19 protein-coding genes are annotated in these 24098 nt (G+C 59.5%); 15 read left to right on the top strand and 4 right to left on the bottom strand.

The genetic code is table 11. The features are described 5' to 3' along the window. Nucleotides 1–43: 43 nt before the first annotated feature. The 13 genes from DDIC_RS07760 (at nucleotide 44) to DDIC_RS07700 (ending at nucleotide 17503) form a co-directional block, all read left to right on the top strand. Nucleotides 44–2185 (top strand): penicillin-binding transpeptidase domain-containing protein, encoded by a 2142-nt coding sequence (locus DDIC_RS07760; protein ID WP_136399910.1) that lies wholly within the window; start codon nucleotides 44–46, stop codon nucleotides 2183–2185. A gap of 117 nt (nucleotides 2186–2302) precedes the next feature. Further along, nucleotides 2303–3757, top strand: a complete 1455-nt coding sequence (locus DDIC_RS07755) for a UDP-N-acetylmuramoyl-L-alanyl-D-glutamate--2,6-diaminopimelate ligase (protein WP_136399909.1) — start codon at nucleotides 2303–2305, stop codon at nucleotides 3755–3757. Beyond that, nucleotides 3748–5199, top strand: a complete 1452-nt coding sequence (locus tag DDIC_RS07750; RefSeq protein ID WP_136399908.1) for a UDP-N-acetylmuramoyl-tripeptide--D-alanyl-D-alanine ligase — start codon at nucleotides 3748–3750, stop codon at nucleotides 5197–5199. The genes DDIC_RS07755 and DDIC_RS07750 overlap by 10 nt, the downstream gene beginning before the upstream one ends. Before the next feature lie 74 nt (nucleotides 5200–5273). Beyond that, a complete protein-coding gene (mraY, locus tag DDIC_RS07745) occupies nucleotides 5274–6350 on the top strand; it encodes a phospho-N-acetylmuramoyl-pentapeptide-transferase (RefSeq protein ID WP_136399907.1) in 1077 nt (358 codons plus the stop codon). Nucleotides 6351–6360: 10 nt separating this feature from the next. Beyond that, the gene (murD, locus tag DDIC_RS07740; protein ID WP_136399906.1) at nucleotides 6361–7665 is read left to right on the top strand and encodes a UDP-N-acetylmuramoyl-L-alanine--D-glutamate ligase; all 1305 of its coding nucleotides are present in this window, start codon (nucleotides 6361–6363) and stop codon (nucleotides 7663–7665) included. Continuing rightward, on the top strand, nucleotides 7662–8840 hold the full coding sequence (ftsW, locus tag DDIC_RS07735) for a putative lipid II flippase FtsW (RefSeq protein ID WP_136399905.1): 1179 nt from the start codon (nucleotides 7662–7664) through the stop codon (nucleotides 8838–8840). Before murD ends, ftsW begins: the two co-directional genes overlap by 4 nt. Then, complete coding sequence (gene murG, locus DDIC_RS07730) at nucleotides 8822–9886, top strand: undecaprenyldiphospho-muramoylpentapeptide beta-N-acetylglucosaminyltransferase (protein ID WP_136399904.1); 1065 nt, start codon at nucleotides 8822–8824, stop codon at nucleotides 9884–9886. The genes ftsW and murG overlap by 19 nt, the downstream gene beginning before the upstream one ends. 93 nt (nucleotides 9887–9979) lie before the next feature. Continuing rightward, nucleotides 9980–11353, top strand: coding sequence for a UDP-N-acetylmuramate--L-alanine ligase (murC, locus tag DDIC_RS07725; RefSeq protein WP_136399903.1), 1374 nt, complete (start codon nucleotides 9980–9982; stop codon nucleotides 11351–11353). Beyond that, a complete protein-coding gene (gene murB / locus DDIC_RS07720) occupies nucleotides 11346–12236 on the top strand; it encodes a UDP-N-acetylmuramate dehydrogenase (protein WP_136399902.1) in 891 nt (296 codons plus the stop codon). Before murC ends, murB begins: the two co-directional genes overlap by 8 nt. Beyond that, on the top strand, nucleotides 12221–13105 hold the full coding sequence (locus DDIC_RS07715; protein ID WP_136399901.1) for a cell division protein FtsQ/DivIB: 885 nt from the start codon (nucleotides 12221–12223) through the stop codon (nucleotides 13103–13105). The genes murB and DDIC_RS07715 overlap by 16 nt, the downstream gene beginning before the upstream one ends. A 68-nt stretch (nucleotides 13106–13173) precedes the next feature. Further along, nucleotides 13174–14409 carry a cell division protein FtsA gene (gene ftsA, locus DDIC_RS07710; protein WP_136399900.1) on the top strand — a complete coding sequence of 412 codons (1236 nt, stop codon included), beginning with the start codon at nucleotides 13174–13176 and terminating at the stop codon, nucleotides 14407–14409. 44 nt (nucleotides 14410–14453) lie between these two features. After that, nucleotides 14454–15767: a cell division protein FtsZ gene (ftsZ, locus tag DDIC_RS07705; protein ID WP_136399899.1), complete on the top strand. Its 1314-nt coding sequence runs from the start codon at nucleotides 14454–14456 to the stop codon at nucleotides 15765–15767. A 614-nt stretch (nucleotides 15768–16381) separates the two neighbouring features. After that, the gene (locus DDIC_RS07700; RefSeq protein WP_136399898.1) at nucleotides 16382–17503 is read left to right on the top strand and encodes a glycosyltransferase family 2 protein; all 1122 of its coding nucleotides are present in this window, start codon (nucleotides 16382–16384) and stop codon (nucleotides 17501–17503) included. A gap of 207 nt (nucleotides 17504–17710) precedes the next feature. On the opposite strand, the gene ychF is transcribed toward DDIC_RS07700, so the two are convergent. The 4 genes from ychF to DDIC_RS07680 all read right to left on the bottom strand — a co-directional run bounded on the left by ychF (nucleotide 17711) and on the right by DDIC_RS07680 (nucleotide 20743). Continuing rightward, complete coding sequence (ychF, locus tag DDIC_RS07695; protein ID WP_136399897.1) at nucleotides 17711–18811, bottom strand: redox-regulated ATPase YchF; 1101 nt, start codon at nucleotides 18809–18811, stop codon at nucleotides 17711–17713. A gap of 267 nt (nucleotides 18812–19078) precedes the next feature. Continuing rightward, nucleotides 19079–19687 (bottom strand): FlgO family outer membrane protein, encoded by a 609-nt coding sequence (locus DDIC_RS07690; protein WP_136399896.1) that lies wholly within the window; start codon nucleotides 19685–19687, stop codon nucleotides 19079–19081. Nucleotides 19688–19695: 8 nt separating this feature from the next. Beyond that, nucleotides 19696–20055 (bottom strand): hypothetical protein, encoded by a 360-nt coding sequence (locus DDIC_RS07685; RefSeq protein ID WP_136399895.1) that lies wholly within the window; start codon nucleotides 20053–20055, stop codon nucleotides 19696–19698. A gap of 13 nt (nucleotides 20056–20068) precedes the next feature. Next, nucleotides 20069–20743, bottom strand: a complete 675-nt coding sequence (locus DDIC_RS07680; RefSeq protein WP_136399894.1) for a FlgO family outer membrane protein — start codon at nucleotides 20741–20743, stop codon at nucleotides 20069–20071. A 414-nt stretch (nucleotides 20744–21157) separates the two neighbouring features. Between DDIC_RS07680 and ispG the strand changes: the two genes are divergently transcribed. Together ispG and DDIC_RS07670 are read left to right on the top strand one after the other, a co-directional pair. Continuing rightward, nucleotides 21158–22231, top strand: a complete 1074-nt coding sequence (gene ispG / locus DDIC_RS07675) for a flavodoxin-dependent (E)-4-hydroxy-3-methylbut-2-enyl-diphosphate synthase (RefSeq protein WP_136399893.1) — start codon at nucleotides 21158–21160, stop codon at nucleotides 22229–22231. Further along, a complete protein-coding gene (locus DDIC_RS07670; RefSeq protein ID WP_136399892.1) occupies nucleotides 22231–23961 on the top strand; it encodes a proline--tRNA ligase in 1731 nt (576 codons plus the stop codon). Before ispG ends, DDIC_RS07670 begins: the two co-directional genes overlap by 1 nt. Nucleotides 23962–24098 lie beyond the last annotated feature (137 nt).

Here is a 24098-nt window from a genome sequence, read left to right as displayed (position 1 = left end):
AAAAGCCCGGCGTCATCACGGCGACGCCAAGTTTGGAAACGCCATGTTCAAACTCAGCTCTACCAAGCGCAACGTATCCAGTGTTGCCCCCTCCCGTCCCGCCAAACCGCAGGCCAGCCGCAACGTATCGGCGGACAAGATCGCCTCGTCGCCTTCATGGATGGGCAATGTAGACTGGGCGCGCGCGCGCATCAAACTGGTTGTGAGCATCTTCTGCATGCTGTGGGTCGGGCTGTGGGCGCGGGCATGGTATCTTCAGATGATGGAAGGGCCGCGCCTTGCGGAGCGCGCCCGCAGGCAGCACACGGCCACAGAGCTGGTTACCGGGCGGCGCGGCATGATCTTTGACCGCAATGGTCAGGTGCTTGCCCGCAGCGTAGAGGCAAAGTCCATTTACGCCCGTCCGCAGGACATCACCGATTTTCAGGCCATGGCCAATACCCTCGGCCCCATCCTGGGCATGGAGCCGCAAAAGCTCTACGACGATCTGGCGCAGACCAAGCGCCGCTTTGTATGGCTCAAGCGCAAGGTTGACGACTACACCGCCGAGGCGGTGCGCAAGGCCAACATCAGCGGTATCGGCCTGAGCAAGGAATATGATCGCGTTTACCCCTTCAAGCACATGGCGGGGCAGCTGCTCGGCTTTGTTGGCCTGGACGACAAGGGCCTTGAAGGCCTTGAGCGCTCGCTTGACTCGCGCCTGGGGTGCATACCCACCCGCCAGATAGTGCAGCGCGACGCCATGGGCCGCCGCTTTTACCTGCACGAAGAAGGGCAGAGCGAGCCGGTGGGGCAGGATCTGACCCTCACCATCGACATGCAGATGCAGTTTTTTGTTGAAGAAGCCGTGGCGCGCACCGTGCGTGAATACGACGCGCGATGGGGCGGAGCGCTGGTGGTGGACGTGGCCTCGGGCGAAATAATGGCCTGGGCGCAGTACCCGTTTTTTAACCCCAACAACTACAAGGACTTCTCTCCGCTGGTGTACCGCAACAGGTTGGCCGCCGATGCCCTTGAGCCGGGTTCGACGTTCAAGCCCTTTGTGATGGCCGCCGCCATTCAGGAACGCAAGGTCACGCCCAACACCCTTATTGACTGCGAGGGCGGCAAGTGGGTGACCAAAAACTTCACCATCCGCGATACCTCGCGTCAGGGAACCCTGCCTGCGTCCAAGGTGCTGCGCTATTCGTCCAACATCGGCATGGCCAAAATAGGCCTGACGCTGGGCGCGCCCACATTTTACAAATATCTGCACGCACTGGGCTTTGGGCAGCGCACGGGCGTGCCCGTGTCCGAGAGCCGGGGCATCCTGCGCATCCCGCGCGACTGGAGCGAAGTAGACATCATGTCCACCTCGTTTGGGCAAAGTATTTCCGTCACCGGGCTGCAGATGGCTCAGGGCTACCTGACGCTGCTCAACAACGGCGTGTACAAGCCCCTGCGCCTTACCCGCGACGACGGGGCTGTTGATGAAGTGCACCCCCGCGTGTACTCCGAAACCGCCGTGCGCGAAGTCATGCACATGATGCGCGACGTTGTTGAAGAAAGCGACGGTACCGGCAAGCGCGCCCGCGTGGACGGCATTGACGTGGGCGGCAAAACCGGTACGGCACAGAAGGCAGACCATCGGTCGGGTACATACGGCAGCAAGCGTCTGGCTTCATTTGTGGGCTTTTTCCCTGCCGACAAGCCCAAGTATTTTGTGATGGTCATGGTGGATGAACCCACGCGCAACCAGTACGGCGGCGTTGTGGCCGCCCCTGTGTTCAAGGAAGTGGCTTCGCGCATGGTGACCTACACGGGCATGTTTAATGAAACAAAGATCGCCGAGGCGGAAAAGAACGCCGCAACCGGCGAAGGCCCGGCCGTCAAAACGCGGCAGCGCGGCCTCAAGGTTGCCGCCATCGACGCTCCGTATGTTGCCGAACCCAGAAAGCTGAACGCGCCGCAACAGGCTGACGACAGCATGCGCCTGCCCGGACATCTGGCCAAGGCCAGCAGCAAGGTGCCGGACGTGATGGGCAAGTCGGTTCGCAACGCGGTAGAGCTTTTTGCGCGCGCCGGTGTAGTGCCCGAGCTCAAGGGATCGGGCAGCAGGGTGGTCAAGCAAACCCCTGCGCCGGGCGTGGCCTGGCCTGAAGAAGGCAAAAATATCGAATACATTCTCTGGCTTTCCGAACGGTAACATTGGCAGGTTGCTTCCGGCTGGCGCACGCCTCACGCGCGGGGTTGCGGGTTGATAGGCGCGCGCCGCCGGAATAATTGGCGGGGTCATGAACCCCTGATATGCAGTGAGGTTGGTATGGAACGGGAATTTGCGGCCCTTCTTGAGCAGTGCAGACGCGGCGGCATTGAGGTGCGCGTCGATTCACGGCAGGTTGCCTCCGGCGATATCTTTGTCGCCGTGCCCGGCGTTAATGAAGACGGGGCCCGTTTTATTCCCGCCGCAGTGGCCGCAGGGGCTTCGGTTGTCGTATGCCGCCCTGGCGGCGCCGAGGAGGCGGCCGCTCTTGCAGGCGGTTGCCGTGTCGTGCACCACAGCGATCCCCGCGAGGCGCTGTGGCGGCTTGCCGAGGCCCGCTGGCGCACCAGCGAACTGCCCCTCAAGATTGTTGGCGTTACCGGCACCAACGGCAAGACCACCTGCTCCTATCTGCTTGAGCAGCTGTTTGCCCAGGCAGGGCACAAGCTTGGCGTCATGGGCACGGTCAGCTACCGTTGGCCCGGCCATTCGGAGGCAGCCCCCCTCACCACGCCCGACGCGCTGAGCGTCCACGCCATGCTGGCCGCCATGGCCGCAGCGGGCGTAGATGTGGCGGTGATGGAGGTCTCCTCGCACGCCATCGATCAGCAGCGGGTGTGCGGCGTGCCGTTTTCGGGCGCGGCTTTTACCAATCTCACGCAGGACCATCTGGACTACCACAAGAACATGGAGAGCTATTTTCAGGTCAAGGCGCGCCTTTTCCTGGAATTGCCCCGCCCCGACAAGGCCATGGCCGTCAACGCCGACGACCCCTGGGGTCGCCGGCTGCTCGAGCTGTGCCCCACGGCGCTGTCGTTCGGTCTGCAGAAGGGCGCGCTGAACAAGCGCCACCTTTGGGGCGAGCTGCTCTCTGCCGGTACCGAGGGTTGCCATATGCGCATGCACCTTGAAGGCAGCAAGTGGGAGCTCCGCTCGCCGCTGGTGGGCGCGTTCAACGCTTCAAACCTGCTCGCGGTACAGGCTGTGGCCCTTGAAATGGGCATTGAACCCGAAGCCTTCAAATCTCTAGAAAGTTTTACAGGCGTGAGCGGCAGGCTTGAACGGGTAGAAAATCCTCAAGGACTTAACGTATTTGTTGATTACGCGCATACGCCGGACGCTCTCGAAAACGTGCTGCAGGCCCTGCGCGGGGCTGGATTCAAACGCGTTGTTACGGTATTTGGCTGCGGCGGCAACCGTGATCGCACCAAGCGTCCGCTCATGGGCGAGGCTGTGGCGCGCTGGTCCGACGTGGCGGTGCTCACCTCGGACAACCCGCGTTTTGAAGAGCCGGAGGCCATCTTGCAGGATGTGCTGCCCGGCCTTGCATCCGCCCGCGAGGTGATGGTTGAGGTCGACCGCCGCGAGGCCACCCTCAAGGCGCTGAAAATGCTCGGCAAGGACGATGCCTTGCTTATTGCAGGCAAGGGCCATGAGGATTATCAGATCATCCAGGGTGTCAAACACCATTACAGTGATCAGGAAGTAGTTAGGGAGTTTTTGCATTGCGCCTGACGTATAATGAAATAGCGGCCCATCTGGGCCTGAGCGCCCTTGACGGCGACATTGCGCTGACTGCCGCCATTACGGACAGTCGCGAAGCCGCGCCCGGGGCGCTGTTTGTCTGCATACCCGGCAGCCGGGTGGATGGGCACGACTTTGTACCTGCGGCCGTTGCGCTTGGCGCGTCGGCAGTGCTGGCCTCCCGGCCCCTGCCCGGCGCGGGGGTTCCCGTGCTGGTTGTGGAAGATACGGTCAAGGCCCTTGGCGGCATAGCCGCCCTGTGGCGCGACAAAACCCGCGCAAAGGTCGTGGGCGTGACCGGTACGGCGGGTAAGACCACGCTCAAGGAAGTGCTGGCGCAGGTGCTTGCCGTGCGCGGCAAAAGCGCCAAAAACGCCCTGAACAACAATAATCAGATCGGCATGCCCCGCGCCATGCTGGCCACCGACGGCGACGAAGATTTTTGGGTTATGGAGGCTGGCATCAGCCACGAGGGCGACATGGAAGAACTGTCGTCCGTACTCCGCCCCGACATTGGCCTTATCCTTAACGTGGGCGCCGGCCACACAGAGGGGCTGGGCAAAAAAGGCGTTGCCTGGCACAAATCGCGCTTGCTGACCAATCTGAAGCCAGGCGGCATTGGCCTTGTCTGCGCCGACTATCCCGAGCTTGTGCGCGAAGCCAGGGCAACCGGGGCGGAGCTGCATTTTTTCAGCGCCTCAGGCAGGGCGGTGGAGTACAGGGCGTCGTACGCGGGACCGGCCCCGGCAGCCAGCGCGGCGGCAGACGCCAGCGCTGCGGCGGCGGGTGACGCGCCCGATGACAGGCGCGGTCTGTACCACCTGTGGCTTGACGGCACGCGCTGCGTGGTTACGGCCCCCTTCAGGGGCGAGTACGGGGCGGAAAACGTCATTGCCGTGGCAGCAGTAGCCCACAAGCTGGGTCTGAGCGCAGCGGAGATTGCCCAGGGCCTTTCGCAAAGCAGTTTGCCCGTGCAGCGCTTTAACCAGACGCGCGTGGGCAAGTGGCTGTTTATCGACGACACGTACAACGCCAACCCGCTTTCCATGCGCCGCATGCTCGACGCGGCGGCAGAGCGGGCCGCCGGGCGGCTTTTTGTGCCGGTGCTCGGCGAGATGCTGGAGCTTGGCTCTCAGGCTGCGGAAGAGCACGAGGCGCTAGGACGGCACCTGGCCGACCTCAAGCCTGCAGCAATATTCTGGAAAGGCGGCCATGGCGAAAATATCCGCGCGGGGTTGACCTGCGGGGGCTATACAGGCCCATGGTTCGAGGTATATGACGCTGCGTCCTTTGCATCTGCATGGGCAGAGCTGTCCCAGGGGGCGTTTGCCGACTGCAAAACCGGGGGCGTGGCCTTGTTTAAGGGGTCGCGTGGCAACAGGCTTGAGTGCCTGCTGCAAACGCTGACCGAGCCTGAAGCCGTGCGGGGCTGATGGTGATGATTCTGCGCCGTCAGCCGACGGCGGGTATAACGGTCTGCACACGACCATAAGAACGGATTGGCTGCATGTTTTATAATATTTTTGTCCCCCTTTCGTCCGAATGGACGGTACTCAACGTTTTTCGGTACATCAGCTTCCGCTCGTTGGCCGCGCTCCTCACTGCGCTTGTGCTTTCCATACTCATAGGCCCGCGCTTTATCGCCTGGCTGCGCAGCCTCAAGTGCGGCCAGTACATTCACGAAGACGTGGCAGCCCACGCCTGCAAGGCCGGTACGCCCACCATGGGCGGGTTGCTCATGCTGTTTACGCTCTCCATCAGCCTGCTGTTGTGGTCTGACCTCAATAATGCCTATATCTGGCAGGCTGTTCTGGTTTTTGCCGGTTTTGGGGCCGTGGGGTTCTGGGACGACATGACCAAGCTGCGGCACCACAAAAACAAGGGAATTTCGGGCAAGGCCAAAATGGCCGGGCAGCTCATGGTGGCTTGCGCCGCCATGGTGCTGCTGTATATCAACCCCGACTACAGCAGCAAGCTGACCATCCCTTTCTTTAAGGAGGTGACGGTCGATCTTGGCTGGTTTTACCTGCCCTTTGGGGTGTTTGTCATGGTGGCCTCTTCCAATGCGGTAAACCTTACTGACGGACTCGACGGCCTTGCCATCGGACCCTCCATCGTGGCCTGCCTGGTATTTTCCATATTCATCTACATTACAGGCAACGCCCGTTTTGCAGGATATTTGCTGCTGCCTTATATGCCCGGCGTGGGCGAAGTGACGGTTTTTTGCGCCGCGCTTGTGGGCGCAGGGTTGGGCTTTTTGTGGTTCAACGCCTATCCCGCCCAGGTGTTCATGGGCGATGTGGGCTCGCTTTCCATTGGCGGCGTACTCGGGTATCTGGCCCTGCTGTGCAAGCAGGAACTTGTACTCTCGGTGGTGGGCGGCCTTTTTGTGGCCGAAACCCTTTCCGTTATTCTTCAGGTGGGCTACTTTCGCTGGACAGGCGGCAAACGTATTTTTCGTATGGCACCCTTGCACCACCATTTTGAACTCAAGGGCGTGCCTGAATCAAAAATCATCATCCGGTTCTGGATAACTTCCATCCTTTTGGGTCTTGTGGCGCTTTCTGTTCTCAAGCTGCGTTAGGAGAGGGGATATGGCACTGGAGAAAATTCGAGGCAAACGTATTACGGCGGGCGAGCTGGCCGTGGTTGTTGGAGCGGGGCGCTCCGGTCTTGCGGCGGCCCGTTTGCTGCGCCGCGCCGGGGCCAGGGTGCGGCTGCTCGACAGTAACCTTAAGGCCATGACCGGCAGGGAAACCCTGTTGGCGGAGCTGACGGCCCTTGGCATTGACGTGCAGCTTGGCGAGCACTCTGCCGCGCAGTTTGAGGGCGCCGTCTTTGTGGTGCCCAGCCCTGGCATGCCGGTGGCCAGGCTTGAAGGGCTTGTGGATACGCAGGTTTCCGAAATTCTGGCTGAAATGGAGCTGGCCTGGCGGTATCTGGACGACGAGCCGGTGTTGGCTATTACGGGCACCAGCGGCAAAACCACTACGGCTTCGCTGGCGGCTGCCATGCTGCACGAGCAGGGCTACGCCGTATTTCTTGGCGGCAACATAGGCACGCCGCTTTCAGAGTACGTGCTTGGCAGCAAAAAGGCCGACGTACTCGTACTTGAAATTTCCAGCTTCCAGTTGCAGGCATGCACCACGTTTTGTCCGCGCGCGGGCATTCTGCTCAATATCACGCCCAACCATCTCGATTACCACAAGGACATGGCAGAATATATCGAGGCCAAGTTTCGTCTTTTCCGCGGTCAAGACGAAGATGATCTGGCCGTGCTTGGCGAGGATCTGCACGATCTTGCCATGCAGTACGCTCTCAAGGCCCGTAAGGTTTTTGTCAAGGCGACTGACCGCTTCCCCCACAGTTGCCTTATGGGCGCGCACAACCGCATCAATGAAGAAGCGGCCTGGCAGGCCTGCCGCCTGTTTGGCGTGACCGAAGCCGCCGCTGCGCGCGCGGTTGAGCGCTTCAAGCCTCTGCCGCACCGCCTTGAGCGGGTGCGCGAGCGGGGCGGCGTGTTGTACGTCAATGATTCCAAATGCACTACGGTATCGGCATTGCAGGTTGCGCTTGAAGCCTTTGACCGCCCGGTGCGGCTGCTTTGCGGCGGCAAGTTCAAGGGCGGCGATCTGGCTGGTCTTGCCGACCTGCTGCGCGCCAAGGTGCGCGAGGTGGTGCTGTTTGGGGCCAGCCGCGAGCACTTTGAAAAGGCCTGGCAGGGTATTGTGCCCATCAGCTGGTACGAAACAATGGAACCGGCCGTGCGCTTTGCGACCGCAAACGCCAAGAGCGGCGATGTGGTGCTGCTTGCACCCGCCACCTCAAGCTATGACCTGTACAAAAACTACGAACAGCGCGGCGAAGACTTTAAACGGATAGTGGGTATGCTGTCATGAAGAACCTCTTCAGCGGCAAATCCAAGACCCCCAAGGTCAACAGCGCCATGGCGCGGGCTACGGAAGAAGGGCCGTTTGCTCCCTTTGACTGGTGGCTGTTTACCATCATGCTGATCATACTTGCCATTGGGCTTGTCATGGTGCTCTCGGCCAGCGGCATAGTTGCCGAGCAGGTCAACGGCGACAAATACTTCTTTTTCAAGCGTCAGGTCATCTTTGCCCTTGTCGGGGGCGCGGCTCTGTGGGGCGCGGCGCTTCTGCCCCGGCACTGGCTGTACCGCATGCAGTATCCCGCCCTCTTTTTTGCGCTGTTGCTGCTGCTGGTGACGCTCTCGCCGCTTACGCCCGCAATCAACGGTGCAAAACGGTGGATTCCTTTGGGCTTTATCTCCATCCAGCCCATGGAATTTGTCAAAATCGCCCTGGCCCTGTATCTGGCGTATTTCATGAGCTCCAAGCAGGAGCTCATCAAAACCTTCAGCCGAGGCGTCATCCCTCCCTTTGCAGTCACAGGCCTGTTCTGCTTTTTGCTGCTGCTGCAGCCCGACTTTGGCAGCGCCGTTGTTCTGGCAAGCATTCTGTTTTTTATGTGCGTGGCTGGCGGCACGCGGTTTATCTATCTGTTCTTTTCCGTAGCGCTGGCCTGCGGCGGTGCAATGGCGCTGGCCATTTCGTCTCCCTACCGTTTGCGCCGCCTGCTGGCTTTTCTTGATCCTTTTCAGGATGCCCACAACACCGGTTACCAGCTGGTGCAGTCGCTGCTGGCCATCGGTTCGGGCAGCTTTTTTGGCGTGGGGGTGGGGGCCAGCAAGCAAAAGATGTTTTATCTGCCTGAAGCCCACAACGACTTTATCATGGCCGTGCTGGCAGAAGAAATGGGCTTTGTGGGCGTGAGCGTGGTGATGATATTGTTCGCGCTGCTTTTTTGGCGCTGCTACAAGATCATCATGGGGCAGCGCAACCTGCGCGACCGCTTTACGGCTTTTGGCCTCACCACCATTCTTGCCATGGGCGCGGTCATGAACCTGGCCGTGGTTATGGGGGTTGCGCCGCCCAAGGGCGTGCCCATGCCCCTGATGAGTTACGGCGGCAGTAACCTTTTGGCCACCATGCTGTGCGTGGGCCTGCTTATGAATTTTTCAAGGACGGCGGACACATGGACAACATCCTCCTGACGACTGGCGGAACCGGCGGGCACATTTTTCCGGCACTGGCTGTGGCAGAGGAATTGCGGCGTCGCAATCCCAATGCCAACTTGCTGTTTGTGGGCTCGCTCTACGGGCCGGAGGAACGCCTGATGCGTCAGGCGGGTATCCCCTTTGAGGGGCTGCCCGTGCGCGGGCTGCTTGGCCGTGGTTTCAAGGCCGTGGGAGCGGGCGCGCAGATGGCTTTGGCCGTGGTCAAGGCCATGGGCATCATCCGCCGCTTCAGGCCTGACGTGGTGGCTGGATTTGGCGGATATGCGGCGTTTGCGCCCATGATGGCCGCAAGGCTGCTGGGCGTGCCCGGCGTGCTGCACGAGCAGAACGCCGTCGCCGGGGCCAGCAACCGCTTTTTGGCCCGGCTGGCGAGGCGCGTTTGTATTTCGCTGCCCAACACCAGCGGTTTTGACATGAAAAAATGCGTTTTTACCGGCAACCCCGTGCGTGCCGCCGTCAGCGAAGTGGGGCAGCTCGACCGTCAGCGGCAGAGCCGTCGCCTGCTGGTCATGGGCGGATCGCAGGGCGCGCACGCTCTCAACGCCTTTATGCTGGAAAATCTTGCGGAATTTCGTGGCGCAGGGGTGGAAATTCGCCACCAGACCGGCACCACCGACGAAGGCAGCGTGCGCGCGGCCTATGTGGCTGCGGGCTATGCGCCCGGTTGCGTCTCCGCCTTTATTGACGACATGGCCGGGGCCTATGCCTGGGCCGACGTCGCCCTGTGCCGCGCCGGAGCCAGCACGGTGGCGGAGCTTTGCGCCGCCGGGTTGCCCTCGGTTCTTGTGCCCTTTCCCTATGCCATACACGATCACCAGACCCGCAACGCCGAGGTGCTGACCCGCAGCGGCGCAGCCGTACTTGTTCCCGAGGGTCGCATGGCCGTACAGCACATGTCGGACATACTGTTGCGGCTTTTGACCATGCCCGGCGAACGCGAGCCCATGGCCGAGGCGGCGCTTTCCGCCGCACGGCCTGATGCTGCCGCGCGCGTGGTGGCCGTTCTCGAAGAAACAGCGTAGTCATTTCTCTGGGTAGCATGCAGTGCGCCCGTGGCGATATTTGTGGGAAAACTCAACCCTTCAAATTATCTAGACTTTCTTTAAAGGTATAGCATGAACAGCAAGATTCGGCGTATTCATATGGTTGGTATCGGCGGTGCGGGCATGAGCGGTATTGCCGAGGTTCTTCTCAATCAGGGCTACGAGGTCTCCGGCTCTGACATGAGTGATTCGGCTGTTGTGCGGCACCTGCGGGAGCTTGGCGCAAAGGTAGCCGTGGGCCACGCGGCGGAAAACGTGGGCGACGTGCAGGTGCTCGTCAAGTCCACGGCCATCAGCGATGAAAACCCAGAGCTGGCCGAAGCCCGCCGCCGCAATATCGCCATTATTCCGCGTGCGGAAATGCTGGCCGAGCTCATGCGCCTGCGTCAGGGCATCGCCATAGCTGGCACGCACGGCAAAACCACCACCACGTCGCTGACCGCGTCCATTTTTGATACCGCCGGGCTTGATCCTACCGTGATCATCGGCGGGCGGCTCAATGCCTACGGAACCAACGCGCACCTCGGCCATGGCGAATATCTGATAGCCGAAGCAGACGAATCGGACGGCTCATTTTTGTGCCTCCTGCCTATCATCAATGTCGTCACAAACGTGGACGAGGATCATCTCGACCACTACAAGACCCGCGATGGCATCGACGCCGCTTTTGTGGAGTTTATGAACAATGTGCCGTTTTACGGCCTGAACATCGTCTGCGGCGACGACCCCGGCGTACGCGCGTTGCTCGCGCGGGTTAAGCGCCCTGTGCTGACCTACGGCTTTGCTGAAGACAACGTGCTGCGCGCTGTGCCGCTTGAGTGCGGCGTTCGCAACAATTTTGAGGTATGGCGCAGCGGCAAAAAGCTGGGCAAGGTCAGCCTGCCCCAGCCGGGCCGTCACAACATGCTCAATGCCCTTGCCGCCATCGGCGCGGCTATGGAAGTAGACATCAGCTTTGACAAATGCGCTGAAGGCCTCAACGGCTTTGGCGGCGTAGGGCGTCGCTTTGAATTCAAGGGCGAGCGGGCAGGCGTGACCGTGGTTGACGACTACGGGCACCACCCGGCGGAAATTGCGGCCACACTTGCCACCGCGCGGCAGGTTTTTCCGGGTCGTCGTCTGGTTGCGGCGTTTCAACCGCACCGCTTCAGTCGCACGCAGGCCCATTTTGGCGAGTTTTGCAAGGTGTTCGACAACGTTGACCAGCTGCTGCTTACCGAAATTTACGCCGCGTCCGAAAAGCCCATCCCCGGGGTTTCCGGCCAAAGCCTCGCGCAGGGCATTCGTCAGGTTTCCACCACGCCTGTGGAGTATTTTCAGACGCTAAACGACATCGCCGCAGCCCTGCCGGGCATACTCAAGGCGGGTGACGTGCTGCTTACCCTCGGCGCTGGCAGTATTACCCGGCTTGGCCCCGCGTGGATTGAGGGACAGAACCATGCGTGAGATGCCCGCGCCTTTTCTTGCGCCCCGCACCACCCTGCGGGTGGGCGGAACGGCCATTGCCGAACTTGTGCTTGAGCAGCGGGAGGATGTTTATCTACTACCAGATAAATTGAAGGCTCTGGGCGGCACTCCCCTGGTATTGGGCGCTGGCAGCAATATTCTTGCGCAGGACGGCGAGCTGCCCCTGGTCTTGATACGGCCTTTTTTTTACGACGGGCCGGAGATTGCGGGCGAGGCTGACGGTAAAATTTTGGTGCGCGCAGGCGCGGGCGTTCCCATGGCGCGGTTGCTGCGTTTTTGCTCTGCAAGCGGCCTTTCTGGTCTTGAGGGGCTGGTGGGCATACCTGGCAGCGTGGGCGGGGCGGTAGCCATGAACGCTGGCTCGCACGGTACGGAAACATGCAAAAATATCCATTCTGTACAGGTAGTTATAGACAACACTATTGAGCGTATCAGCGCAAGTGCACTGCAATACGGCTACCGCACCCTTAGTATCAACGGGAAAAAGAATGATTTTATCGTCTTGGAAGCCACATTTGGCTTGACCGTTGCTGAAAGGGATGGCATCTGTAATTGCATGCGTCACAACTTTTTTAAGAAAAAGTCTAAACAACCTGTGACGGCCTGGAGCGCGGGGTGCGTGTTCAAAAACCCCTCGCCTGAAATGTCTGCCGGAAGGCTGCTGGATGAAGCGGGCTTCAAGGGCAGAAAGCTTGGGGGAATGGCTTTTTCAACCCTGCATGCAAATTTTTTGATTAACGAAGGCAAGGGCAGCGCCACAGCAGCCCTGGCTCTGTTGCAAGAGGCCCGGGAAGCTGTGCTGCAGCGGTTCGGCATTGCGCTTGAACCGGAGGTCAGGATAGTGCCATGCCTCTTGCCCTGAAAAAAAACGGTCGTAAGGCCCGCAACTCCTACACCCGGTCGTCTGCGCCCGCAAAAAAAAGCGGCAATGGTTCCGGGGTTCGCATTGGGGGAATTGTCGCGGGGGTTTTTAAAAGGCTCAAGGGCTTTAGCGGCCTGAAAAGCCTTGCAGCGCTGACAGTGCTGCTGGCCGGTCTGGGTTTGATCATTGCGGGAGTTTGCTATTCGTCGCTATGGCTCTACAACAAGGCCATTACCAGCGATTTTTTTACCACCCGCCATGTCGATGTGACAGGCAACGTGCGGCTCTCGCACGATATGGTGCTGCAGTACGGCGGCATCCGCGAGGGGGACAACAGCCTTGCCGTCAGCATCGCCAAGGTCGAGCGAAACTTGCGCAAGACGCCCTGGGTTGAAGAAGCTTCGGTCAAGCGACTTTTGCCAGACAGGTTTGTGATCAAGCTGAAAGAGCGTTTGCCTACCTTTTGGGTGCATAAGGACGGGGTGCTGTATTACGCCAACGAGCGTGGCGAGATAATTGCCCCTGTGGAAAGCAAAAACTTTCTTTCGTTGCCTACTCTGCGGGTTGAATCCGGAGCGGAAGACGACCTGCCGTACCTGACGCGACTGATGAAGGGCATGCAGAGCGGTTTGCTGCCGGTGGAAGCTGGAGCAGTTTCGTCTGTCAGCATCAGCCCAGGCAAGGGCATTGAAATTTATCTGGAAGACAGGGAACTGCGGCTCTCCATCGCCACAGATGATTGGGAGGGCAACCTTTCCCGGTTAAGTTTAACCCTGGGTGATCTGGCCCGTAGGCACGAGCTGCGCAATGTGCGCGAAATTCGGTCTGTTAACGGCAATGTCTGGGTTTTGCTTAACCAACCTGCGTAAGAAGCTTGCGGCATAAGCCCTGCGGCGTGCCGCCGTGACCCGGAGACAGGCGTTTTGAGGAGAATGGCATGAACAAGTCCGAGCTCATCGTTGGCCTCGACATCGGCACCACAAAGATTTGCGCTGTGGTGGGCGAACTGTCGGAGTCGGGTCTTGTAGATGTGGTGGGCATCGGCACCAGTGTTTCTACCGGTTTGCGCAAGGGTGTGGTGGTCAACATAGAGCAGACCGTCCAGTCCATTCGCAAGGCGGTTGAAGATGCAGAGCTCATGGCAGGCTGCGAGATACACTCTGTGTACGTGGGCATTGCGGGCAGCCATATTATGGGCATCAACAGCCACGGCGTCATTGCCGTCAAAGGCGGCGAGGTGGCGCAGCGCGATATCGAGCGCGCCCTTGACGCAGCGCGGGCCGTGGCCATACCAGCCGACCGCGAAGTTATCCATATCCTGCCGCAGGAATATATAGTTGATAACCAGCGCGGTATTGCCGACCCGCTCGGCATGGCTGGCGTGCGCCTTGAGGTAAAGGTGCACATTGTCACCGGCGCTGTTTCATCCGCGCAAAACATCGTGCGCTCCTGCCACCGCAGCCAGCTTGAAGTGGCCGACATCGCCCTTGAGTCGCTGGCTTCCGCCAAAGCAGTACTTACTGAAGAAGAGCGTGAGATCGGCGTCGCCCTGGTTGACCTTGGCGGCGGCACCACCGATATCGCCGTTTTTGCCAACGACGCCATCAAGCACACTGCAGTGCTGGCCCTTGGCGGACAAAACCTTTCCAACGACATTGCCTTTGGCCTGCGCACGCCCATCGCCTCTGCGGAAAAAATCAAGCTCAAATACGGCTGCGCCCTGGCCGACCTTGTACGCAACGACGAATTTATCGAAGTACCCAGTGTGGGCGGCCGCGAGCCGCGCCGCCTTTCGCGTCAGGTGCTGGCCGAGATATGCGAGCCGCGTATGGAAGAAATTCTTTACCTTGTGGACCAGACCCTTGTGCGCTCTGGCTACAAAGACATGATCGGCGCCGGTGTTGTGCTTACAGGCGGCACGGCCCTGATCGACGGCTGCCAGGAACTGGGCGAGCAGATATTCAACCTGCCCACGCGCATCGGCTACCCGCGCAACATCGGGGGCCTCAAGGACGTGGTCAACAGCCCCAAGTTTTCCACTGCGGTGGGCCTGTTGCGTTACGGCGCGGAGAAGGAACTTTCCGGGCAGAAAAAATTTACCACACGTAGCGAAAACGGCGTTTTTGACGGCGTACTTTCGCGAATGAAAAAGTGGTTTGCGGACATTTCATAACAACCTCAAGCGGGCATTTGAGGACAGCACAGAGGAGAGGTGCAATGGCTCAGTCTATCATAGATGATATCGATACCTCGTTGGCCAGCAATGCCAAGATCAAAGTCATTGGCGTAGGCGGCGGCGGCGGTAACGCTGTGCAGAACATGATTGCCTCTGGCTTGCGCGGAGTCCAGTTTGTTTGCGCCAATACCGATGTACAGGCGTTGAACAAGAACGGCGCTTCCGTCAAGGTGCAGCTGGGCGAAAAGCTCACCAAAGGTCTTGGCGCCGGCGCCAACCCCTCCATTGGCCGCGAGGCTGCCGTGGAAAGTGTGGGCAGCATTCGTGAAGCTATCGGCGACGCCGACATGGTCTTTGTCACCGCTGGCATGGGCGGCGGCACCGGCACCGGCGCGGCCCCTGTGGTGGCTCAGGCCGCCAAGGAAATGGGCGCGCTTACCGTTGGTGTGGTGACCAAGCCCTTCAGCTTTGAAGGCGCCAAACGCAAACGTGCCGCCGAAGCCGGGCTTGAGGAGTTCAAGCAGCATGTTGACTGCCTGATCACCATTCCCAATGATCGCCTGCTTGCTTTTGCTCCCAAAAAAGCGCCTTTCTCCGAAATGCTGCAGAAAGCCAACGATGTGCTGTACTACGCCGTCAAGGGCATCTCTGACGTTATCGTGGGTGAAGGCCTGATCAACCTCGACTTTGCAGACGTGCGCACCACCATGGCCGAAGCCGGTCTGGCCCTGATGGGCACGGGCATCGCTTCTGGCGAAAACCGCGCCCGCGAGGCCGCGCAGCGCGCCATCATGAGCCCGCTGCTCGAAGATGTTTCGCTTGAGGGCGCCAAGGCCGTGCTCTACAACATCACCGCGCCCACTGACATCACCGCTGACGAAATCGCAGAAATTGGCGAAATCATTGGTGATGCCACGCCCGAAGACGCCAACATCATATTTGGCGTCGTGTTTGACGACAATATCGGCGACGAAATTCGCCTTACGGTCATTGCCACCGGCATTGACTCTCCTCAGGTCATCCAGCCCGTGCAGGCCCCTGCCGCCACGGTCACCAACTTCCGCAAGCCTGGCCCGGACGCAGTGGTTGCCGAACCGCGCCGCGCCACCTCGCGCCTTGCACAGCAAAATATGATGGACGAGCAGGAACGTGCGGAAACGCGCCTGCCGCAGACCCCCCGCCGTGCTGAAGTGGAACGCTGGTATGATGAAAACAGCAGCCGTCCTTCGTACCTGCAGAAGCGTGAAGTTGTAGGCCAGCCGCGCCGCCGTGCGCACAATCCCGGCCATGAAGACTTCACCTATGACGAAGATGATTTTGAAATTCCAACCTTCATTCGCACGCAGGCTGACTAGTAACCGCAGCCATGGTGCAGGGGCTGGCTGGTGGCCGGCCCCAGAAGGCTCATGATTTTCAGGGCTTGCCTCTTCGGCCCTGAAATGCCCGCCGGGAGGCCCATTGGGGGCCTCCCAGAGCGGGGCGTGAATGTCCGCATTTTTGCCGCAACTCCTCGTGGGTTGCGGCTTTTTTTTGTATCGATTGTTGTTCGGTGCTTCAGCTGCTGCAAACCCGTTGGTTGCTGGCGTTCAAAGTGGTGGACCAAGATATTGCTGAAGTCATGCACATGGGTTATAGGTTGAAAATACCTGTTCTGGATATTACTTTTTCAAAAACATGAAATTTCCTTGTATGGTTGCAGCCCATGATTGAAAGCGACCGCTATTTTCCAGATATGGCGTATATGCATTATGCAACTGTTGAACGTACAGTGTCGCAGATTGGGCGAGAACACAGGTGATTGGCGCGATGCGCGTCGCTTGATAACTCTTTTGCGGTGAATTATTGTGTTGTGATAACGTGTATGTGGTTTAAATTTTAGCTATGTAGTATAGTTAGTATATTCTTTATTTTTTTAGCGGTTGCCTGTACTAGTGCGTGCTTTTTTATATCAACTGTGAAACGGTGAAGTATGAAAACATCAGTGATTATTCCCGTACATAACTATGCACAATATCTGCCTGAAACAATAAAGAATGTTCAAGATCAGGCAGGGCAATTTGAGCTCGAAATTATTGCAGTTGACGACGGCTCAACAGACAACAGCCTGAATGTTCTTGAAAGCATCGCTGAGCAAAAGGGGAGCCGCCTTCGCGTTATCAGTATTGCGCACGCGGGGGTTTCCGCTGCTAGAAATGCGGGGATTAAAAAGGCTGATGGGGATGCGGTTCTTTTTCTGGACGCGGATGATCTGATCGTCCCTGAGTATCTGAGTGCGCAGAGCGCAATGCTTCTGAATACTCCCTCCGCTGATGCCGTAATCAGTAATTGCCTTATTTTTGACAGGGAAAATCATCAGATCAGCATGTGGGGCCTGTGCAAAAGTGATTTTGCACTGCATCTTTGCGCCTCAAACATTGCGCCAATACACTCATTTATGGTGCGGCGCAGTCTTGTGGAGGATGTGGGCCTTTTTGACGAATCGCTATTGGCGCATGAAGACTACGAGTACTGGTTGCGGGCAGCGGTAAGTGAAAAGAATTTTGTAGTCAATAACAGTGCGCTGGCGCTGTACAGAAAGCATTCGCAGTCTTTGTCCACCAACAGGGAAATTATGGGGGACACGGAACTGGAGATACTTCACCGCATCGACAAAGCGTTAGAAAAAACCATGGCACGCAATGGGAACTTTCCGCCGCAAGGAGTCTCGGCTGGCTATATTGCGCGTGCGGCATCAATACTGGGCAAGGCTGTTGCCCTAAAAGACGTGTCGTATGAAGAATCCATGAAGGTAGTACGGTTAGCGTCCATATCATTGTGCAAAAGCTTGAAATTTTACATCCCGGAAGCAATCAAAAACAATGACACCCTCAAATTGTATTTATGTCACTTGCGCATGCATGCCCGGCATTTTGAAGATTGCGGCTATCTTGCCGATGCTTTGAGCGCAGTGCTTGGGAGGTTTACGGAAATTGCAATGCTCCCCTTGGACGCGCAGGTGCTCAATTCTCTTTTTGAAGCAACTGTGATCCCGAGCAGTGTTCGTGAATCGTTAGCCAGAGCATTTCTCATGAAATACCGGGCGATGATCTGACCCCATGTTGGCAGCAGTGCCGTTTTTTACAGCTGAAAAATTACAGGCGAGTTGCATTTGACAGCAACTCGCCTTTTAGTATGTAGCGGCCCAGGGGAGGCGCCGGGTTTGAAACAGCGGGGTTGAGACAGCAACTATGCCGGCAAAGCCGGTTTTTGATCCCCTGCAATCCCTCGGGCCAGGTGGACGGTGCAGATCAACGGCCGCCTAGACGTTGAACAAAAAGTGCATGATGTCGCCGTCGCTGACGAGGTATTCCTTGCCTTCCACGCGCAGCACTCCGTCGGCGCGGCAGGCAGCCTCGCTCTCGTGGCTCATGTAGTCGTCGTACGAGATCACTTCGGCGCGGATAAAGCCTCGTTCAAAATCGGTATGAATGACGCCAGCCGCCTGCGGGGCCTTCCAGCCCTTGTGGATCGTCCAGGCGCGCACTTCGTCCGGCCCGGCGGTAAAGTAGCTGCACAGGCCAAGGGTGTCGTAGCCGGTGTGGATGATGCGCACAAGGCCGCTTTCGTCAATGCCGTACGAGGCCAGCAGCTCGGCCTGTTCCTCGTCGGGCAGGCCCTGCAGCTCTTCCTCAAGCTTGGCGCAGATGCGAGCAAAACCCGCCTGACGCTCCCTGGCAAAAGCCTCAAGCGTGGCGGAAAATCCGTTGCCGTCGGCCACGGCGGCTTCATCCACATTGGCGCAGTATATGACGGGCTTGGCCGTGAGCAGCCCCAGCTCGCGCCAGGTGGTCATGAACAGTTCGTTTTCCGGCAGGCTAAAGCCGCGCGCCGGTTTGCCGTCGTTGAGCTGGGCCAGCAGGGTCTGCATTATTTCAGCGGCCGCCTTGGCGTCCTTGCTGCCCTTGGCCAGCTTTTGCAGCTTGTCCAGACGTTTTTCAACACTTTGCAGGTCGGCCAGCAAAAGTTCCGTTTCAATGGTGTCCACATCGCGCAGTGGGTCAACGTCGCCGTCCACATGCGTGATGTTTTCATCTTCAAAGCAGCGCACCACATGCACAATGGCCGCGCATTCACGTATATTGCCCAAAAACTGGTTGCCCAGCCCTTCGCCCTTGCTGGCCCCGCGCACCAGACCGGCAATGTCGATAAAATCAACGCTGGCGTAGATGGTCTTTTTGGGCTTGGCCTTGGCGGTCAGCGCGTCCACCCGCTTGTCCGGCACGGCCACGGTGGCCTTGTTGGGCTCGATGGTGCAAAAGGGGTAGTTGGCGGCCTGAGCGTTCTGGGCTTTGGTCAGGGCGTTGAACAGGGTTGATTTGCCTACGTTTGGCAGGCCCACAATACCAATGCTGAGCGACATGTTGTCTCCTTGCCGTGCGCAAAAAAGCGTATAGCCCGCAGTGGGCGGCGTGCCCGCGCGGGTCTGGCAGCCGAAAGCGTCGGCGGCCTGGGTTCAGAAATCAGCTACGGTTTTGCCCTTGCGGGCAAGACGGAATCAGGAACCATGCGTTGCCCCAAAGGCAACCCGCGCCGTCATGCAGACAGGCGCGGGCATGTTATAGACGCAAAGCGCAAGTGAAGCAAGAAGCCTGCGGGCCATACTACGATCACCCGCAGCAAGGGCGAGCTACTGCAGGCGCGTGCGCACGGTGGGCGTCAGGCCGTCGCCGGGGCCCGCCTCGCGCACCAGGGGGCGCAGATCGTCCGTAATGGGCACCGTGGCCGTGGCCATGGCCAGCACCTCGTTGCTTGAGGTGTGGATAAGGCGGATGCTGAAGCGCACCTGCTCGCTGGTGGCAATGTACGTGCCCGCCAGCACGGCCTGGCTTGTGCCGCTGGAGCTGGAAAGCTGGCGCACGTCGCGGGTGAGGATAAACTCGCCCTTGAGCTTGTCAAAGCGTATGTCGCGGCCCTTGCGCAGCTCCTGAAATCGGTAGCCCGCATTGATGAGCCAGCGCGAGATTTCTTCCGTCATCTGGCGGGCCAGGGGCGAGGCCTCGTCAAGGTTGTTGATGTTCACGGGGGTAGTGCCCATGATCATGATGCGCGCCCTGGCCAGGGATTCGCGGTCCTTGCGGCTCATGTCCTGGCTGTCGCCCGAAAAACGCATCATGAGCTGCTCGTCAAGCTGTTTGGCGAGGCTTTCTGCCGCCTTGGGCACATTGCCCGCCGCCGCTGCCGTAAGGGGAAACAGCAGGGCCGCAAGTACAAGAATGGTGATAAAAAAGCGGTTCATGTCAATCCTCAGCGCATGGTGCGCAAAAGCAGTTCAATGCCAGACAGCTCTCTTTTGATGACAGACAGGGTCTGGTCGTCAGCGCAAATGGAGAGAGCCTGAAGATACCGCTGCCGCGCAAGTTCATAACGTCCCTGTTCACGAAACTGCCGGGCCTGGTCAAGATAGGCCAGGCTGTGCTTGTTGGCGTCGTAAAGGTAGTTGGCCCGGTCCGTTGCCTCGCGCTTTGCCTGTGCGTCAGAAGCGCTCTGGCCGCTGTAGGTCGACATGCTGTCCGCCAGGGCCGGGGCCGACGGCAGCGCCGCCAGGGGCAGGGCTGCCGATACTGCAAGGCAGAGTGCGCAAATGTTGTTTAACAATGTTTTCATGGCAATTCCGGCGTTACCGGCCTTGTTTGATAGTAAGCGTGCCGCTGCTGATGCTGCTGGCAGGCGTGTAGAGCGAGGTTGGGGCTGGTCTGGCCTTTGCTGCGGAGCTGTTGTCGGCTGTCTTGACCGGCGGGGGCGTGTCTGCCTGCGCCATGCGCTCCACTATGGGCGTATTTACCAGCACAAGCTGGCCCGTGCGCAGCACAAGGCCATCACTGGTACGAACGAGGCGCGCATTGATAAAGGTGGCGTCCTTGTCTACATAATATGTGCCCACAACCACCGCAGCCCACTTTTGCCCGGTGGTGGAGACCATCTGGTTGGCTGCAAGGGCAAGATCATCACGCCCGCCCTGCACGTTGATGACGCCGTTGAGCCTGTATTCACGCGTGGGAAAGCCCCGCTGGTTAAATTCGTAAAACAGCGATTCGGCCATAAGCCTGCCCATGGGCGAACTTTGCGAGGTGTTGTTCTGGTTAACAAAAGCCGTGGGCATGGCCACAAAACCCTGTATAGCGTCGTTGGGCATGGTGGCCAGCATCTGCTCGGCCAGCTCGCGGCTTTTGAGCTTGAGCTCCACGGCATCAGTGTAGCCGGGCGAAAGGGCCGACGGGCCACTCTTGGTGCAGCCGGGTACGAGCGGCAGCAACAGTGCGCAAAGTATAAGCAGACGCGGCATGATATGCATATAAACCCCAATAAGTGTTCGCGAGCGCCCTGTGCGGTGCGGCGGGATACGCCCTGCCATGTTGCAGGCCGTCTGCCGGCGCGTTTGGGCCGTTGCCCGCAGCCTTGGGTGCAGCTCTATTCCTTATTCTTATCGTCATGATGGCCGCAAACTTGAGTGCAGACGGAAAAAACGTCTGCACGCGGCCTTTGGTCAAAAACTTTGCAAGACACGTTCCAGAGTTAACTTTTTCCCATTGCCGGGCAGGCGGGCGCAGGCAAAATTTTTACTACCTGTGGTTGCTGGGGGGGGGCAAACGGCGTACGCCGCAGCCTGTCGGCGCACTTGGCTTGCAAGGGGAAATAGCATACAAGATTCGTTTACGGAACGCTGCGGCCTGTGGCCGCAGCTCCATGATATTTTTGAGAGGGAAGCATGCACAAGCGCACAACCCGCGCCATCAAACTGGGCGGGCTTTCCATTGGCGGCGGCGCACCTGTGATGGTGCAGAGCATGACCAATACCGATACCCGCGATGCCGAGGCCACGCTGGCGCAGATTGCGCGCCTTGAAGCTCGCGGCTGCGAGGCCGTGCGCGTGGCCGTGCCCGACGAGGCTGCTGTTGCGGCCCTGCACGCCATCCGCGCCGGTACGCGCCTGCCGCTTATTGCGGATATCCACTTTGACTACCGCCTTGCCGTGGCTTCGCTTGAGGCCGGGCTTGAGGGCCTGCGCATCAACCCCGGCAATATTGGCCCAAGGGAGCATGTCGACCGCGTGGTAGATGCCGCCAAGGCCCATGGCGCGGTTATTCGCGTGGGGGTCAACTCCGGCTCGGTTGAAAAGCGCCTGCTGCAGCAGTACGGCGGCCCCTGCCCCGAGGCGCTGGTCGAGAGCGCGTTGGGCCATGTGCGCATGCTTGAGGCCCGTGGATTTTACGACACCAAAATTTCGCTCAAGTCTTCATCGGTGCTCGATACCATCGCCTCGTACCGCAAGCTTGCAGAAGTGTGCGATTACCCGCTGCACATCGGCGTGACCGAGGCGGGGGGGCTCATGCGCGGCACGGTCAAATCCGCCGTGGGGCTGGGTATCTTGCTGCACGAGGGCATTGGAGACACCCTGCGCGTTTCGCTCACCGCCGACCCGGCGGAAGAAGTAACCGTGGCGTGGGAAATTCTGCGTGCCCTTGGTCTGCGCTCGCGTGGGCCGGAGATCATATCGTGCCCCACCTGCGGGCGCACGGAGATTGACCTTTTTTCGCTCGCGCGCGCGGTGGAAGACCGCCTGGCGACCTCCAAGGCCGACATCAAGGTGGCGGTCATGGGCTGCGTGGTCAACGGACCCGGCGAGGCCCGCGAGGCCGATCTGGGCGTTGCTGGCGGGCGCGACAAGGGCATCATATTTCGCAAGGGCGAGGTCATCCGCTCGGTCAAGGGGCAGGATGCCCTGCTGGCGGCTTTTATGGAAGAACTGCAACAACTGCTCAACGAAAAGGAATCACAGTAATGCGTTTCAGCAACTGCTATATTCCCACCCTCAAGGAATCCCCGGCCGATGCCGAAGTAATCAGCCACAAGCTTTTGCTGCGTGCCGGTATGGTGCGCAGGCTTACTTCGGGCATGTACACCTATCTGCCGCTGGGCCTGCGGGTAATTGAAAAAATAAGCCGCGTTGTGCGCGAAGAAATGGCCGTCGCCAATTTTGAAGAGCTGCTGATGCCCATGGTGCAGCCCGCCGACCTGTGGAAAGAATCGGGTCGCTGGGAGCACTACGGCAAGGAACTGCTGCGCTTCAGGGACCGCAACGAGCGCGAATACTGCCTTGGCCCCACGCACGAAGAAGTCATCACCGACCTCGTGCGCGGCGAAGTGCGCTCGTACCGCCAGCTGCCCGTGCGCCTGTACCAGATACAGACCAAGTTTCGCGACGAAATCCGCCCCCGGTTCGGCCTTATGCGCGGGCGCGAATTTATCATGCAGGACGGCTACTCCTTTGACGCCACCGAAGAAGGCTCAAAGCAGAATTACTGGGCCTGTCACGCTGCCTACAAGCGTATTTTCCAGCGCCTTGGGCTCAAGTTCCGCCCTGTGGAGGCCGACTCCGGCTCCATCGGCGGCAACTTTTCGCACGAATTCATGGTGCTGGCCGATACGGGCGAGGATACCATCGCCTTTTGCCACCACTGCGACTACGCGGCCAACGTCGAGCGCGCCGAGGTGGTCTGGAACGGACAGCCCTGCACCCAGGCCTGCGCCCCGGCAGAAAAGGTAGCCACCCCCAACGCGCATACGGTTGAAGAAGTGGCGGCCCTGCTTGGCGTGGCCGCGTCCACTGTGGTCAAGACCATGCTCTTCAGGGTGGACGGCAAGCCCGTGGCCGTGCTTGTGCGCGGCGACCGCGAAGTAAACGACATCAAGCTCAAAAACCTGCTTGCCGCGCAGGATGTGGTGATGGCAGACGCCGCCACCGTGCAGGAGCTGACCAAGGCCCCCGTGGGCTTTGCCGGGCCTGTGGGGCTGGGCGTCCCCGTTTACGCCGATGCCGAGCTGCAGGCGGGTACGGATTATGTGGTCGGGGCCAACGCCGCCGACGCCCATCTTGTACATGTGGACCTCAAGCGCGACGCTGCCGTTGCTGCCTGGGCCGATCTGCGCGCCATCACCCCCGAGGACAAGTGCCCCCGCTGCGGGGGGCGCATCGAGCTTACGCGCGGCATCGAAGTGGGCCACGTGTTCATGCTTGGCCGCAAATACAGCGACGCCATGCACGCCGCATTCCTTGACGAAAACGGCAAGGAACAGATCATGATCATGGGCTGCTACGGCATCGGCGTTTCGCGCGTGGCCGCAGCAGCCATCGAGCAGAACAACGACGAGCACGGCATTGTGTTTCCGCCGCCGCTGGCCCCTTACGACTGCATCCTGCTCAACCTTGACCCGCGCAACGACGAGGTCACCGCCAAGGTCGAGCAGATCTACGCCATGCTCAGGGATATGGGCGTGGATGTACTGATGGACGACCGCGACGAACGTCCCGGCGTCAAGTTCAAGGATGCGGATTTGCTGGGTATCCCCATGCAGCTCGTGGTGGGCGGCAAGGGCCTTGCCAAGGGTATTGTGGAATGCAAGGACCGCCGCAGCGGCGAAAAGGGCGAGCTGCCCGCCGACGCCATGACGGAAGCCTTTACGGCCTGGGCCGCCAAGGTGCGCGAAGGCTGGGAACAGCAGCAGGGGTAACGCTGCCAACAGATAGGCAAGAGAACATTCCTGGCCTTTAAATCCCCCGCCTCCAGCATTGGGCCGGGCAACCGGCGTCATGCGCGCTGGGGGGGGACCGGGCTGACCAGTATTGTTGAAGGGGCGCGTACAGCGCC

It is taken from the genome of Desulfovibrio desulfuricans, from assembly GCF_004801255.1.
GTDB classification, from domain to species: Bacteria; Desulfobacterota; Desulfovibrionia; order Desulfovibrionales; family Desulfovibrionaceae; genus Desulfovibrio; species Desulfovibrio desulfuricans_C.
This window is presented reverse-complemented; position numbering and strand designations above follow the sequence as displayed.